At 71.2% G+C, this 14,133-nt stretch carries 17 protein-coding genes and 1 pseudogene; 12 read left to right on the top strand and 6 right to left on the bottom strand.

The annotated features are described in order from the left end of the window. The first annotated feature begins 68 nt into the window (after positions 1-68). The 3 genes from IG08_RS0131635 to IG08_RS0131625 all read left to right on the top strand — a co-directional run bounded on the left by IG08_RS0131635 (position 69) and on the right by IG08_RS0131625 (position 1,882). Entirely contained in the window at positions 69-539 is a 471-nt protein-coding gene (locus IG08_RS0131635; RefSeq protein ID WP_030610217.1) for a winged helix-turn-helix transcriptional regulator, read from the top strand. A gap of 147 nt (positions 540-686) precedes the next feature. Beyond that, positions 687-1,562, top strand: a complete 876-nt coding sequence (locus IG08_RS0131630) for an undecaprenyl-diphosphate phosphatase (RefSeq protein ID WP_030610214.1) — start codon at positions 687-689, stop codon at positions 1,560-1,562. Positions 1,563-1,702: 140 nt separating this feature from the next. Beyond that, positions 1,703-1,882, top strand: coding sequence for a hypothetical protein (locus tag IG08_RS0131625; protein ID WP_030610211.1), 180 nt, complete (start codon positions 1,703-1,705; stop codon positions 1,880-1,882). Positions 1,883-1,930: 48 nt separating this feature from the next. Here IG08_RS0131625 and IG08_RS0131620 read toward each other — a convergent pair whose 3' ends face one another. Next, positions 1,931-2,671, bottom strand: a complete 741-nt coding sequence (locus IG08_RS0131620) for an SDR family oxidoreductase (protein ID WP_030610208.1) — start codon at positions 2,669-2,671, stop codon at positions 1,931-1,933. Positions 2,672-2,879: 208 nt separating this feature from the next. Here IG08_RS0131620 and IG08_RS0131615 point away from each other — a divergent pair, with 208 nt between their 5' ends. Beyond that, the gene (locus tag IG08_RS0131615) at positions 2,880-3,587 is read left to right on the top strand and encodes a hypothetical protein (RefSeq protein WP_158812301.1); all 708 of its coding nucleotides are present in this window, start codon (positions 2,880-2,882) and stop codon (positions 3,585-3,587) included. Here the strand turns inward: IG08_RS0131615 and IG08_RS0131610 are convergent. Further along, on the bottom strand, positions 3,542-4,411 hold the full coding sequence (locus IG08_RS0131610; RefSeq protein WP_106981061.1) for a DUF3152 domain-containing protein: 870 nt from the start codon (positions 4,409-4,411) through the stop codon (positions 3,542-3,544). The genes IG08_RS0131615 and IG08_RS0131610 overlap by 46 nt on opposite strands. Before the next feature lie 138 nt (positions 4,412-4,549). Between IG08_RS0131610 and IG08_RS0131605 the strand changes: the two genes are divergently transcribed. The 3 genes from IG08_RS0131605 to IG08_RS0131595 all read left to right on the top strand — a co-directional run bounded on the left by IG08_RS0131605 (position 4,550) and on the right by IG08_RS0131595 (position 7,301). Further along, positions 4,550-5,242, top strand: coding sequence for a response regulator transcription factor (locus IG08_RS0131605; RefSeq protein WP_030610198.1), 693 nt, complete (start codon positions 4,550-4,552; stop codon positions 5,240-5,242). A gap of 86 nt (positions 5,243-5,328) precedes the next feature. Further along, entirely contained in the window at positions 5,329-6,759 is a 1,431-nt protein-coding gene (locus IG08_RS0131600) for a sensor histidine kinase (protein ID WP_234343017.1), read from the top strand. Beyond that, positions 6,756-7,301: a hypothetical protein gene (locus tag IG08_RS0131595; RefSeq protein ID WP_030610191.1), complete on the top strand. Its 546-nt coding sequence runs from the start codon at positions 6,756-6,758 to the stop codon at positions 7,299-7,301. Before IG08_RS0131600 ends, IG08_RS0131595 begins: the two co-directional genes overlap by 4 nt. 11 nt (positions 7,302-7,312) lie before the next feature. On the opposite strand, the gene IG08_RS0131590 is transcribed toward IG08_RS0131595, so the two are convergent. Continuing rightward, a complete protein-coding gene (locus IG08_RS0131590; protein WP_030610189.1) occupies positions 7,313-7,948 on the bottom strand; it encodes a DUF4291 domain-containing protein in 636 nt (211 codons plus the stop codon). A gap of 92 nt (positions 7,949-8,040) precedes the next feature. On the opposite strand from IG08_RS0131590, the gene IG08_RS0131585 reads away from it, so the two are divergent. Beyond that, a complete protein-coding gene (locus IG08_RS0131585) occupies positions 8,041-8,520 on the top strand; it encodes a nuclear transport factor 2 family protein (RefSeq protein WP_030610185.1) in 480 nt (159 codons plus the stop codon). Between the two features lie 70 nt (positions 8,521-8,590). Then, entirely contained in the window at positions 8,591-10,234 is a 1,644-nt protein-coding gene (gene lnt, locus IG08_RS0131580) for an apolipoprotein N-acyltransferase (protein WP_078655827.1), read from the top strand. Between the two features lie 31 nt (positions 10,235-10,265). Here lnt and IG08_RS0131575 read toward each other — a convergent pair whose 3' ends face one another. Further along, positions 10,266-11,171, bottom strand: coding sequence for a Gfo/Idh/MocA family protein (locus IG08_RS0131575; protein ID WP_030610179.1), 906 nt, complete (start codon positions 11,169-11,171; stop codon positions 10,266-10,268). Here IG08_RS0131575 and IG08_RS61625 point away from each other — a divergent pair. The 3 genes and pseudogenes from IG08_RS61625 to IG08_RS0131565 form a co-directional block, all read left to right on the top strand. Continuing rightward, positions 11,140-11,493 (top strand): annotated as a pseudogene (locus IG08_RS61625) (hypothetical protein); the annotation flags it as partial. The gene IG08_RS0131575 and the pseudogene IG08_RS61625 overlap by 32 nt on opposite strands. Positions 11,494-11,610: 117 nt before the next feature. Then, entirely contained in the window at positions 11,611-12,123 is a 513-nt protein-coding gene (locus tag IG08_RS61620) for a DinB family protein (RefSeq protein ID WP_030610176.1), read from the top strand. Positions 12,124-12,235: 112 nt separating this feature from the next. Continuing rightward, entirely contained in the window at positions 12,236-12,721 is a 486-nt protein-coding gene (locus tag IG08_RS0131565; protein ID WP_030610173.1) for a hypothetical protein, read from the top strand. Between the two features lie 12 nt (positions 12,722-12,733). Here IG08_RS0131565 and IG08_RS0131560 read toward each other — a convergent pair whose 3' ends face one another. Then, the gene (locus IG08_RS0131560; protein WP_030610170.1) at positions 12,734-13,255 is read right to left on the bottom strand and encodes a tetratricopeptide repeat protein; all 522 of its coding nucleotides are present in this window, start codon (positions 13,253-13,255) and stop codon (positions 12,734-12,736) included. 122 nt (positions 13,256-13,377) lie between these two features. Further along, positions 13,378-14,061, bottom strand: a complete 684-nt coding sequence (gene ung / locus IG08_RS0131555) for a uracil-DNA glycosylase (protein ID WP_030610166.1) — start codon at positions 14,059-14,061, stop codon at positions 13,378-13,380. Positions 14,062-14,133 lie beyond the last annotated feature (72 nt).

Here is a 14,133-nt window from a genome sequence, read left to right as displayed (position 1 = left end):
AGTAGGAAATCCAAACTCACCATAGTCCTGCGGGTTGGAAAAACAAACCCTCCCCTAGACTGGTCCGCATGGCCGCCACCAAGGACCCGCGCCCCTGCTCGATCGCCGACGCCCTGGCGCTCGTCGGCGAGAAGTACTCCCTGCTCGTCCTGCGGGAGGCGTGCCTGGGCAACGGCCGCTTCGACCAACTCGTGCGCAACATCGGCGCCCCGCGCGACATCCTCGCCACCCGGCTGCGCCGCCTCGTCGACGCCGGGATCCTGACGAAGCGGGTCTACAGCGAGCGGCCGCAGCGCTTCGAGTACCGACCCACGCTGGCGGGGCTCGAACTGGAGCCGGTCCTGCTGACCCTCATGGCGTGGGGCGACCGACACCTGCGCCAGGACGACGAGCGGCCCATGGTGGTCGAGCACAGCTGCGGCAACGAACTGGTCCCCGTCGTCACCTGCTCGACCTGCGGCGGCACGGTGTCCCACGGGGACTTGACGGCCCATCCGCAGGCCCCCGGCTGGACGGTGACAGGGCCGACGGCGGCGTAGCCGTTCCAGAACTCCGCGCTCACGCCCCTGTGCCGGGCCTGTCACCGCGGGACGCTACGCTGCCCTCGGCACCCCGATCACCACACCCGGTGACCTCGCGTGCGCCCGACGCCCTTCACACGATCAGCGCTTGGACTCCCTACCTTCATGTCTTGGTTTGAATCCCTCATCCTCGGACTCGTCCAGGGGCTGACCGAGTTCCTCCCCGTCTCCTCCAGCGCGCATCTGCGGCTGACCGCGGCCTTCGCCGGCTGGGAGGACCCGGGAGCGGCCTTCACGGCGATCACCCAGATCGGCACCGAGGCCGCCGTACTGATCTATTTCCGCAAGGACATCGGGCGGATCATCTCGGCCTGGACGCGTTCGCTGGCGAACAAGGAGATGCGCAGCGACCACGACGCGCAGATGGGCTGGCTGGTCATCATCGGCTCGATCCCGATCGGCGTGCTCGGCGTCACGCTCAAGGACCAGATCGAGGGGCCGTTCCGCGATCTGCGGATCACCGCGACCATGCTCATCGTCGTCGGCATCGTCATCGGCATCGCCGACCGGCTGGCGGCCCGCGACGAGAGCGGCGGCCGACACCGCGCGGCCAAGCAGCGCAAGTCACTTGAGGACCTGAGCGTCAAGGACGGCCTGATCTACGGCCTCTGCCAGGCCTGCGCCCTCATCCCGGGCGTCTCCCGCTCCGGCGCCACCATCAGCGGCGGCCTCTTCATGGGCTACCAGCGCGAGGCCGCGGCCCGCTACTCCTTCCTCCTCGCCATCCCCGCGGTACTCGCCTCCGGCCTGTTCGAACTCAAGGACGCGATGGAGTCCAACCACGTCTCCTGGGGACCGACGATCTTCGCGACAGTGATCGCCTTCGTGGTCGGATACGCCGTGATCGCCTGGTTCATGAAGTTTATTTCCACCAAGAGCTTCATGCCGTTCGTGTACTACCGCATCGCCCTCGGCATCGTGATCATCGCCCTGGTCACGTTCGGCGTGCTCAGCCCGCACGCTGCGGAGTCGGCGGGCTGACGCGACGTCACCGCCGGGATCAACCGAGCGTCGCAGGCGGTCACTTCAGGGAGCAGGCCGCAAAATCCGTGACCCATCGCATACGGGATCTGTAGCCATCTGGTAGCGGACTGTCAGTGCTTGCCCCTAGGCTTGTACGCATGTCCCCCAATTCCGTGGCCACTGGTTCCGTGCGGTCTGCTGCCGAGGTGAACGAGCAGATCCGGGCGCTCTGGCTGCGCGCGGGCGGCACGCTGTCGCCCCAGGAGCGCGCGGAGTACGAGCTGTTGGTGGTCGAGTGGGCGGCCGCGATCCGCGCCGACATCATCCAGGCAGCCTGAGACGGCCGGCGACCGTAACCGCCGCGCAGCACCCTCGGCTCCCGCTCGTCACCGCCCGCCCGACACCCGCAACACCGCCCCCGTCGTGTACGACGCGTCCTGCGACATCAACCACGCGATCGCCGCGGCGATCTCCTCGGCCGCGCCCGGCCGCCGCAGCGGAATCGTCGCGGCCGCCCGCCGCGCACGATCCGGATCGCCCATCGCGGCATGCATCTCGGTGTCGATCATGCCCGGCGCGACCGCGTTGACACGGATGCCGTCCGGGCCGAGTTCCTTGGCCAGCCCCAGCGTCAGGGCGTCGACCGCCGCCTTGGTCGCCGCGTAGTGGACGTAGTCCCCAGGGCTGCCGAGAGTGGCGGCAGCCGATGACACGTTCACGATCACACCGCTCCCCCGAGGGGCCATGAGCTGTGCCGCCCGGCGTGAACACAGCAGTGTGCCCAGGAGGTTGACGTCGACGACCCGGCGCAGATCCGCCGTGTCCGCATCGGCCAGCCGCCCCAACGGCCCTGTCACACCCGCATTGTTGACCAGGCCCGTCACCGCCCCGAGTCGCTGCTCCGCCGTGCCGAAGAGCCGCTCCACGTCCGCCTCGACCGATGTGTCCACCCGCACGGCGACACAACGCCCGCCGGCCTTTCGCACCCCCTCCGCCACCTCTTCGGCGGCTTCGGCGTTCCGCACGTAGCCCACGGCCACGTCATGGCCGTCCGCCGCGAGACGCAGACAGGTCGCGGCGCCGATCCCCCGGCTGCCTCCGGTGACGACGGTGACGGGACGTGTCATGACTACCCCCAAGCCCTGCCGACAAATGATCGATCATCGATCACTCTAGTTCCACGACCGCAAAACTCATCCCACCCCGCAAGCGAAAGATCTACCCTGCTGCTCAATGCTTCTGAGCCGGCGGGGACTTGCGCGCGCTCAAACGATCAAGCGAGTGGGGAAGACAGTGGTTCGCCCATCACGGACCGGCCTTGCTATTGCCATGCTCATGACCTTCTCGGTGCTCGCCGCCTGCGGATCCGAGCAGGGCTCCGAGAAGGCCGGCGTACAGGACGAACCGTTGAGCGAGGCGGATCTGGAGCGCGCGGTCATCACGGACGCGGATCTCGACGGCTATGAAGTCGAGCGGATCCTGGCCGCCCCCTCGGCTTCACGCAGGACCGCGGATCCTGCCGAATGCGCACCCGTCGTCCAGGCACTGGGAGGAAGCAGCGGCTTCACAGCCACCGCGCGCGTCGGCCGGATGATCTCCTCGAAGAAGCACGGCTCCGGAGCATCCATGATCCTGTCGTCGCACAGCGCCGGGGACGCCGCACGGGTGATCGACGCGTTCCGCACGGCCGCCGAGCGGTGCAAGACCTTCAAGGACATCGGGGTGGACTTCCGTTACGACGAGGTCGCACTCCAGCCGGAGCCCGACCACGGCGACGAGTCCGTGTCCCTGCGACTCACCCAGCTCGTGGCGGACAGCGAGGACGAGGAGCCCATCCGGGTTCCCTTCGCGGTGGTGGCCGTCCGGCAAGGGACGACGGTCGCCATGTTCTACGAGTTCAACCGCCCCCGAGGACCAAGGGGCACGGACCCGGCCGTCGTACCGGAGGCCGTCATCGCGGCACAGCTGAACAAGCTCGGCAAGCTCTCGACCGCGGCTCACGGCACGGTGGGTCCGGTGATGAGCCGCCCCTCGGCGTCGTAGGGCCAGACGTTGGGGACACAGCCGTGCATGCCCTTGATCTGCTGCATCATCGCCGGGGCGGGCTTTCCGGCGCCGGGACAGCCGACGTGGCCGTGGCCGAGGAAGTGGCCGACCTCGTGGTTGATGATCAGTGCCCGGTAGGACGGGACGTCCTTGGCGTAGACCGTTGTCGCCAGCTCCCAGCGCTTGAGGTTGACCATGACGTTCTGGGCGACGCTGCAGTTGTACTCGCCCCCGGTGTCGAGCCCGTGCTGCCCGCAGATCTTGTCCACGGTCCCGGGTGTCGCCACCCGGACGACGAAGTCGGTGGTCCCTCCCGAGACCCGCTGGAACCCGGAGGTGCCGTCCGCCGTCCAGCCCCGCGGGTCGGCCAGAATCCGCTCCACCTGCTCGGCCACGTCCGCGGCGGAGAGCGCGAGCCCCGTCTCGACCTCGACCCGGTAGCGCAGCGCCGTCCCCTTGCCGACCCTGCCGCTCCCCCCGGAGGCCGTGACGAACGTGCCCGGCCCGGTCGCGGGGATGGTGATGCTGCTCCGGGAAGGGCTGGGGGACGTACTGGACGAGCCGGTCGGGGAGTTGGGGCTCCGCACGGTCCGGGACGCGGTGGGGGTGGGCTTGGCCTGCCGAGTGGAGCCGGCCTCGGCCGGCAACTCCTTCTTGGCCGGTGGCGCCCACCCCACGGCCGCGAACCCGGCGGCTCCGAGGACGGCCAGCGCTGCCAGACCCACCCCCAGGGGTCCCGTCCCGCGCCGCCGCTCGTGGGCGTGCGCGGGGCCGCGCCGTCGACGGCGGGAGTCGGAAGGGGTTGCTCTGTGCGCGGTCATGGTCGGTCAGGCTGTTGCCGCCATGTGATCGCATCTGGTTCAGACGATAACGAAGAGGTAACGAACGCTCGCCACGAGCTGTGTGATCATCTGGTAACAGAGCCCAGGACCGGGCCGAGCGGTCCTGATACTGACCCCATGCCACGAGTTCTGCTGATCGAAGACGACCGCGCCGTCCGGGAAGGGGTCGCCCTGGCGCTGCGCCGCCAGGGCCATGACGTCGCCGCCGCCCCGACCGGAGAGGACGGCATGGCACAGCTGCGGTCCTTCCGGCCCGACGTCGTGGTGCTCGATCTGATGCTGCCGGGCATGACCGGCCTGGACGTGTGCCACGGCATCCGCTCCGTCGACGAGACCCTGCCGATCATCATGGCGACCGCGCGGGGCGACGACGTGGACATCGTCGTCGGTCTGGAGGCGGGCGCCGACGACTACGTCGTCAAGCCGGTGCAGGCCAGGGTGCTGGACGCCCGTATCCGCGCCGTACTGCGCCGGGTGGGCGGAGCTCCGGGCGACGGCGGACTGCCGAGGATCGACTCGCACGGGGACCTGGCCATCGACCGGGCCGGACTGACCGTGACCGTCGGGGGTGCCCCGGTCGTCCTCGCCCCGTCCGAACTCCGGCTCCTGCTGACGCTCTCCGCCTCGCCGGGGCAGGTGTTCAGCCGGCAGCAGCTGCTGGAGGCGGTCTGGGAGCACAGCTACCACGGCGACGCCCGCCTGGTGGACGCCTGCGTGAAACGGTTGCGGGCCAAGATGGGCGAGCCGCCGCGCGAACCGCGCTTCATCCAGACCGTGCGCGGCTTCGGCTACCGGTTCGCGTCCCGGTGAGACGCTCCGCGCGGGCGGGGGCCCCGAGGAGACCGGCTACGAGGTTCGGGCGGCGGATTCCGCTGCGTGGCCTGCGGGTGCGGCTCGTGGTGGCGTTCGGGCTCGTCGCCGCGCTGGCCACCACCACGACGGGCGCCCTGGCCTTCCGGGAGGCCCGCAACGGCGTGCTCCAGCAGAGCCAGGACACCGTGATCGGGCAACTGCGCGCCCAGGTCGGCCGGCTCGCCCCAGAACTCGCCTACCCCCCGAGCCAGGAGGTGCTGCGGCAGTTCGCGGCCGATGTGGCACGCGCGGAACCGTCGGGGACGTGGCGCGTCCTGGCCACGTACCGGGGGTTCAGTGAGACCTCGGTCCCGGACGACCCCTTCGACGAGCTGACGCCCGCCGTACGCGAGGCCGTCGGTTCCCGTCTGGCCACCGTGTTCCAGCGGGTGCGCAGCGGTGGACGCACCTCCCTGGTCGTCGGCATGACGGTCACCTTCGCCTCCCCCGCGCGCCTTCCCACCCCCTCCGGGATCCAGGTCTTCCTCACCGTTCCCCAGATCAGCGAGCAGGCGTCCGTCGACGCGCTGGTCACCGCCGTCGAGCGGGCGACCGTACCGGCCCTGGGCATCGCCGTGCTGCTCGCCCTGTTCGCCGCTCGCGGGGTGCTGCGGCCGGTCCGCGCGCTGCGTCGCGCGACCCGCAGCATCGCCGAGGGGCACCTCGACACCCGGCTCGACGTCAACGGCTCCGACGAACTCGCCGATCTCTCCCACACGTTCAACGAGACCGCGGCGGCCCTGGAGCAGTCCGTCGCCGAGCTGCGCGCCATGGAGGCGCGGGCCCGGCGCTTCGCGGCGGACGTCTCCCATGAGCTGCGCACTCCGCTGGCCGCGATGTCGGCGGTCACCGACGTGCTCGACGAGGAGGCCGCCCGCCTCGATCCGGACACGGCCACCGCGGTACGGCTGATCAGCGAGGAGACCGTGAAACTGGCCCGTCTGGTGGAGGACCTGATGGAGATCTCCCGCTTCGACGCGGGGGCGGCGGTCCTGCACCTGGACGAGATCGACCTCGCCGAGTCGATCCGGCGCACGCTCGCGTCCCGCGGCTGGTCGGACACGGTGGAGACCGTGCTGCCGGGGCCCGACGAGCTCCGCGGGCGCGTCGACCCGCGCCGGCTGGACGTGGTCGTGGCCAACCTGGTCGGCAACGCGCTGCGGCACGGCGCCCGGCCGGTGCGCGTCAGGCTGTCGGCGGGCGTCTCGGCGGCTGTTTCGGCGGTCATCGAGGTGACGGACAGTGGCCCCGGCATCCCAGAGGACGTGCTGCCTCATGTCTTCGAGCGCTTCTACAAGTCCGACCGTGCGCGGACCCGTACCGAGGGCAGCGGGCTGGGCCTCGCGCTCGCCGAGGAGAACGTCCGGATGCACGGCGGCACCGTCCGGGCGGCCAACCGTCCCACGGGCGGCGCCGTCTTCACCGTAGAACTCCCGCTACGGCGGGACGAGTCGCCGCGGGAGAACCCCTCATGAGACCCGTACACCGTGCCGCGCTGCTGGTCGTCCCGGCCGTACTCGCGCTCTCCTCCTGCGACATTCCCGCGACCGGCGTGGTGGAGGCGGGTGGACCCGCGAGCGGGATCGCGCCCACGGCCCTGGTCTACTACCTCAGGAACGGCACCCTGGTCGCGGTGTCCCGCAAGGTCCCCGAGGCCGGTGACGTCACGACGGCCGTCGCGGTACTGCTCGACGGCCCGACCCCGCAGGAGAGGCGCAAGCACCTCACCACCCGACTGGCCCGGCAGCCGGCCCTCCTCTCACCGACCGATACGGCGCAGGACGCCACCGACACCCCGACGGAGGCTGTGGCGGTGACGACGCGGGACGGCAGCGTGTCGGTCGAACTGCCCTGGTACACAGCGGAGTTGTCCTCCCTCGCGACGGACCAGGTGATCTGCACCGCCGCCCGCGCGTACCTGCTCACCCGCCGCGACCTGGACTCGGTCACGGTGACCGTGACGGGCGCCTCCGGCCGCCCCACCGAGGGGTCCGACGACCGGTGCCCCGACCCGTAGCGAGGGTCACCTCACTGGGCCGGAACCGTGCCACGCAGGTGGGCCGGCAGTTCGTCGGTGGCAGGGTACGGACGCTCCTGCGGAAGCAGTCGGACCGCGGCCTCGATGTCGCCGCCGCTCACGCGTGCGTGTATCTCGTGGGCCAGCGGGGTCACGTCACGGATGGCGACCGTCCACTCGTCCGCATAGCGTCGTACGGCCTCCCCGGAGAGGCCGAGTTGCAGCGACCGGTACGGCAGGGGCTGCAGGCGCAGATCCCGTTCGGGGTCCCACTGGACGCGTGCCGGCGCACGCTTCAACTGCCGCTGCCAGCTCGCGCGGTCGGGGTGCACCCCGCGGACGTAGCTCGACAGACACGCGTGGCGCAGCGCCCATTCGAAGCCGTCGCGGGTGATCTCGACGGCCAGGACGGTCTCCTGTCCCTCTTTCGTGCCCCAACCGCAGCGGTACATCATCCACAGGAAGCTCGGCTTGATCCACGTCATCCGCTCCCGGCTCCACGAGGCCGGAAAGCGTCCGTCGCGCGCGGCCGCCCGGCCGATCTCGGGCCGGTACGCCTGATAGACGGTGACCGTGGACTCCGTGTGACGGGCTCGGACACGGAACTCGGGTTCTTGTGCAATCGGGTTGACGGACTGTTCGTTCACGGGAACAGCCTCGGCCCCGTGGCCCGGCCCCGGCCACCGAATATCGCCGCGCCCCCCTTGGCGGAACCCGCCCCATGCCCAACACTGAGCCGATGACGCAGCGTGTGGAGCTTGCGACCGTGATGGACCGGCTGGCTGTCGACGGGTTGGTCACCGATTACGCGGTGGCCGTGGACGACGGCGACTGGGACGCGTACCAGGGGCTGTTCACTCCCGACGGGCGGGCGGACTACCGCTCGGCCGGCGGTATCGAGGGGGATGCCAAGAAGGTCGCCGCGTGGCTCGCGGAGAGCATGCGGGTGTTCTCGATGCGACAGCATCTGATCGTCAACCGCCGGGTGCGGTTCGGGGTCCTGGAGCAGGACCCCGTGGACACGGCACATGTACAGGCCGACTACATCAACCCGATGCGCCTGGCGGACGGCGGCTCCGGCGCCCCCGACTTCGTCTGCGGAGGCCGCTACGCCTTCGTGTTCCAGCGCACGGACGACGGCTGGCGGCTGCGCGAGGTGGTCGTACAGGAGAAGTGGCGGCGCCTGCCCGACCCGCACCCGGCTCCTGTGATCAACTGAGCGGACCTGCTCTGTCCCGGGGGGTCGGCAGCGCGCACACTGGAGAGATCCACGGGGTAGGAGGCGCCGTATGAAGACGCTCGGGAACTGGCTCGCCTCCCCGTGGCGGCGCTCCACGATCGCCGCGCTGGCAGGCGCCCTGCCCGTGTTCGCCTTCCCGGCCCCGTCCCTGTGGTGGTTCGCCTACGTCGCCCTGGTCCCGTGGATCATGCTCGTCCGCTCCGCGCCGACCGGGAAACGGGCGGCGTACGACGGCTGGTTCGGCGGGCTGGGGTTCATGCTCACGATGCACCACTGGCTGCTGCCGAGCCTGCACGTGTTCATCTTCCTCATCGCCGCGCTGCTCGGCGCGCTGTGGGCCCCGTGGGGCTGGCTGGTGCGCCACTTCCTGGCCGGAACACCCGCGCGCGGGCGGATCGCGGCCGCCCTCGTCGTGCTGCCGTCGGGCTGGCTCATGGCCGAACTCGTCCGGTCCTGGCAGGGGCTCGGTGGTCCCTGGGGCATGCTCGGCTCCAGTCAGTGGCAGGTGGAGCCCGCGCTGCGACTGGCCTCGGTCGGCGGGGTGTGGCTGCTCAGCTTCCTGGTGGTGGCCGTCAATGTCGCGGTCACCGTGCTGGTGGCGGTCCGTGAGTCCCGGATCCCCGCGGTCGCGGGTCTGGTCGCCACGGCCGCCGTGACCTCGGCGGCCTGGATGTGGTCACCGCGGCCCGACACCGGGGGGAGGACGCGGATCGCGGTCGTCCAAGCCGGTGTCATCAATGGCCCCGACCAGCGCTTCGCGCGTGAGGAGCAGCTGACCCGCCGGCTCGTCGGGCAGGACGTCGACCTGATCGTCTGGGGCGAGAGCAGCGTCGGCTTCGACCTCGGGGACCGACCGGATCTCGCGCGGCGGATCGCGGACCTGTCGAGCGCGACCGGCGCCGACATCCTGGTCAACGTCGACGCCCGGCGCTCCGACAAGCCTGGCATCTACAAGAGTTCGGTCCTGGTCGGACCGGACGGACTCACCGGCGAGCGCTACGACAAGATGCGGCTGGTCCCCTTCGGCGAGTACGTCCCGGCCCGTTCGCTGCTCGGCTGGGCGACCTCCGTCGGCAAGGCGGCGGGCGAGGACCGCAGGCGGGGTTCCGAGCAGGTGGTGATGGACGTCGGACACGGGCTGCGGGTCGGTCCGATGGTGTGCTTCGAGTCGGCGTTCCCCGACATGAGCCGCCATCTCGCCCAGGACGGCGCCGAGTTGCTGATCGCCCAGTCGGCCACGTCGACCTTCCAGCAGAGCTGGGCCCCCGAGCAGCACGCCTCGCTCGCCGCACTGCGCGCCGCCGAGAGCGGCCGCCCGATGGTGCACGCGACACTCACCGGCGTGTCCGCCGTCTACGACGCGAGCGGGCAGCGCGTCGGCGAGTGGCTCGGCACCGACGCGAGCACCGCCCGGGTGTACGACGTACCGCTGGCCACCGGCACCACCCTGTACGTCCGCTTCGGGGACTGGACGGTGCACGCGGCGCTGCTGGTCCTCGCCGCGTGGGGCGCGATCACGGGCCTGGGGCCGCTCCGGCGGATCAGGTCGGCTGCCAGGGACGACGCGTCCCGGCCGGGCCGAGCAGGGTCTGGTGCGGGCAGCCGCAGGCCGGAGGAGGGAGTCGACGCGGAGGGTCGGCGACCGACGACAACGCGGCAGAAGCGCGTGCCAGGGCCCGCGACGCCGAGCTGATCCGCCGGAGCGGCCCCAGGGACGCTGCGGCTCAGGCGGCCCGCTCCAGAACCGCGTGTACCACCCGCTCGCACAGTTCATGGGTCGCCAGCGCGTCCCGGGCGCTGAGCACCTTGCCCGCGCGCACGGCGTCGAGGAAGGCGAGCACGGCCTGCTCGATGCCGCGCTGCCGGGCCACCGGCACCCAGTCGCCGCGCCGCCGCACGGTCGGCTGCCCCTTGTGGTCGATCACCTCGGCGAGGTTGAGCACCTGACGCTTGGTGTCCTGCCCGGACACCTCGAGGATCTCCTCCGCCGAGCCGCTGAGCCGGTTCATCACGCCGAGCGCGGTGAAGCCGTCCCCGGCGAGCTGCAGCACGACGTGGTGCAGCAGGCCGTCCTCGACGCGGGCGCGCACGGTCACGTCGTCGATTGGGCCGGGGGCCAGGAAGCGCAGCGTGTCGACGACGTGGATGAAGTCGTCGAGGATCATCGCGCGCGGCTCTTCCGGCAGTCCGATGCGGTTCTTCTGCATCAGGATCAGCTCGCGCGGGTGCTCGGCGCACTGCGTGTAGCCGGGGGCGTGGCGCCGGTTGAAGCCGACGGCCAGCGAGACATCGCGGGATTCCGCGAGCGCCACCAGCCGTTCGGAGTCGGCGAGTTCGTAGGCGAGCGGCTTGTCGACGTACGTCGGTACGCCCGCCTCCAGCAGCCTCGCCACGATCTCGGGGTGCACGGCGGTGGGCGCGTGCACGAAGGCCGCGTCGAGCCCGACGGCGAGGAGCGCGTCCAGATCGGCGTGGCGCTGCGCGTCGGGGAGATGCAGGCCGTCGGCCACCCGGGCGAGCGTCGCCGGCGTACGCGTCTGCAGATGCAGCTCGACCCCGGGGCGGCCACCGAGCACCGGCAGATACGCCTTCTGCGCGATGTCACCGAGTCCGATGCAGCCGACCTTCACGGGGTCTCCTCTAGCGGTTGCCTGCCGGGGTCACCTCGGAAGCATACGGCGGCTGCGGGGGCCGCCAGTCGGCGATCCCGTCGAAGGGCCCGGGGTGGTCCCGGAACAGCGCACGGCGTACGGCGGAGTGGATGCCGACCGCGGCCACGACCCGACCCGCCGCCCCGAACTGCGCGCGTACTTCGACGCGACCGGCGCCCGCTTCCGCGATCAGCTCACCGCCCTCGTCACGGCGATGGGCTCCACGGACCCGGCCCGGCACGCACTGTCGCTGGTCGCCTGGGCGGACGGGTTGATGTTCAGCTGCGTGGCGGGGTCGTTCGGTGCGCAGGTGCCGAGCCGGGGCGAGGTGCGGGCGGGACTGCGGGAACTGCTGGACGGGATGCTCGGCTCCTGCAAACACGAGGTGGGACCCGGCAAGTTGATCCACGATGCGTACATGACGACGCAGCGCAGTGAACCCGCCCCGAACGCCGACGAACGCACGATGCTGGAGGGCTGGCTGGACTACCACCGGCAGACCCTGGCGTGGAAGTGCGAGGGCCTGACCGACGCCCAGCTCAGGACTGCCTCCGTGGAGCCGTCCCGCCTGTCCCTGATGGGGCTGGTCCGCCATATGGCGGAGGTGGAGCGCAGTTGGTTCCGCAGGGTCCTCGCGGACGAGGACGCGGGGCCGATCTATTACAGCGACGAGGACCCGGACGGCGAGTTCCACCTCACGGAGGCGGACACCTGGGCGGAGGCGTACGCCACCTGGCAGGCGGAGATCGAGGCCGCCCGGCCCCACGCGGCCCGCTTCGGACTGGACGACATCTCCGAGGGCAGGCACCGGCGCACCGGTGAACGGTTCAACCTGCGCTGGATCTACACCCACATGATCGAGGAGTACGCGCGCCACAACGGCCACGCCGACCTGGTCCGCGAGCGGATCGACGGCGCCACGGGAGACTGACGTCAGCACCGGGAGGTGCGACCCCGCCGTACGGGGCGGGAGATCACTCGTGCGGGGCAACCTCCGCTCGTCCGCTGTCCCCAAGGGCGCCGGACCCAGCAGAGTTGCGCGGGTGCATCGAACGACGACCACCGCAACGCTCCTGGTCACCGTGGCTGTCTCGGCCCTCACCGGCTGTGTGACGGTTCAGCGCCCACCCGCGTCCGGGCCGCCGGCGGCACCGTCCCAGCCATCGGCGCCCCGACCGGACGGCCGGTCGGAGCCGCAGATCGTGCAGGCGCCGGCCCGCGAGGCCCTGGAAATGATCGGCCCGTCCGGCCGCCCGGAACCGGCCGCGACCACACCGCGCCACGCCACTCCGTCCGCTCCGGCACAGCAACAGAGACAGCAGCAGCCCCCGCGCTCGCACCCGGAACACCCCGCGCACCCGGCGCGTCCCGAACCCCGGCAACCCCACGTCGAGGTCCCGGACGTGACGAAGTCGGTCCCCAAGGTCCCCAAGAACGCCCAGGACGTCTGCGCGCTCGGCAAGAAGTACGGCCGCTGGCAGGCGGACAGCCCGGAGTCGGTCATCTGCCAACAGACGTACGGGCGCTGAGGCCGGTGGTTCTCAGGGCCGCTGCCGCGGCGGCCCCCACCCCGGCTCCCCGGTCGAATCCCCTTCCCCCAGCCGCAGTTCCAGCCGGCTGATCGCCGCCCGCACCCCGTCCCCGTATCTGTCGTCCCCCAGAGCGTCGGCTGCTCCCCGCGCCCTGCGTACATGCGTGCGCGCGGCCTCCGAGCGGCCGAGCTTCACATAGTCGGCGGCCAGGTTCAGATGCAGCGAGGGGTACAGGGACCGCACGGCGAGCGCGCCCTCGTGCTCGGCGAGCCGGTCGTCCGTGAGTTCCTCGGCGGCCGTCAACGCCCGTAGGTCCCAGGCCAGTTCGTCCGCGGGGTCGTCCTGGGCGTCGGCCATGTAGTGGGCCAGGGTGCAGCGGTGCAGCGGGTCGCCGTCCTCGCCGATCTCCGCCCACAGGTCCAGGAAGCGGTGCCGGGCCTCCTCGCGGTCCCCGGCGTGATGCAGCATGACGACCTGCCCGATCCGGGTCATCACGGCATCCACCGCCGCCTGCTCCTGTCGCTCCGCCACCGCGTCCTCCGGGCACTCGTCGGCTGTCGTCGCCTGTCCCTCCCGACGCTAACCGCAGCCACTGACAATCCCCGTCAGGCGGCACCGGGCCGGTTCGGCGAGGAACCGGCCCGGCGGCGTGGTCAGCCCAGGTTCGGGATGCTCCAGTCGATCGCCTCGTGGCCCTGCCCGGCGACCGCCTCGTTGATCTGGGTGAACGGGCGGGAGCCGAAGAACTTCTTCGCCGACAGCGGGGAGGGGTGCGCGCCCTTGACCACCACGTGCCGCGTCTCGTCGATGAGGGGGAGCTTCTTCTGCGCGTAGTTGCCCCACAGCACGAACACCGCCGGGTCGGGCCGGTCGGCCACCGCGCGGATCACCGCGTCGGTGAACTTCTCCCAGCCGCGGCCCTTGTGCGAGTTGGCCTCGCCGGCCCGGACCGTGAGGACCGCGTTGAGCAGCAGGACGCCCTGCTGGGCCCACGGCATCAGGTAGCCGTTGTCCGGCACCTCCAGCCCGAGCTCTTCCTTCATCTCCTTGTAGATGTTCCGCAGCGAGGGCGGCGTCTTCACCCCGGGGCGGACCGAGAAGCACAGGCCGTGGCCCTGCCCCTCGCCGTGGTACGGGTCCTGACCGAGGATCAGGACCTTCACCTCGTCGTACGGCGTCGCGTCCAGCGCGGCGAAGACCTCTTCGCGGGGCGGATAGACGGGACCCTTCGCCCGCTCGTCCTCGACGAACTCCGTCAGCTCCTTGAAGTAGGGCTGCTGCAGCTCGTCGCCCAGAACCCCGCGCCAGGACTCGGGCAGCATGGCGGTGTCGGTCACGTCAACGTCCTTACGGTGTGCGGTCACTGTGGTGCGGCCGCCCCGCCGTGCGGTGCGCGGTCGCCTCCAGGC

Source organism: Streptomyces fulvoviolaceus (genome assembly GCF_000718165.1).
Lineage (GTDB): Bacteria > Actinomycetota > Actinomycetes > Streptomycetales > Streptomycetaceae > Streptomyces > Streptomyces fulvoviolaceus.
This window is presented reverse-complemented; position numbering and strand designations above follow the sequence as displayed.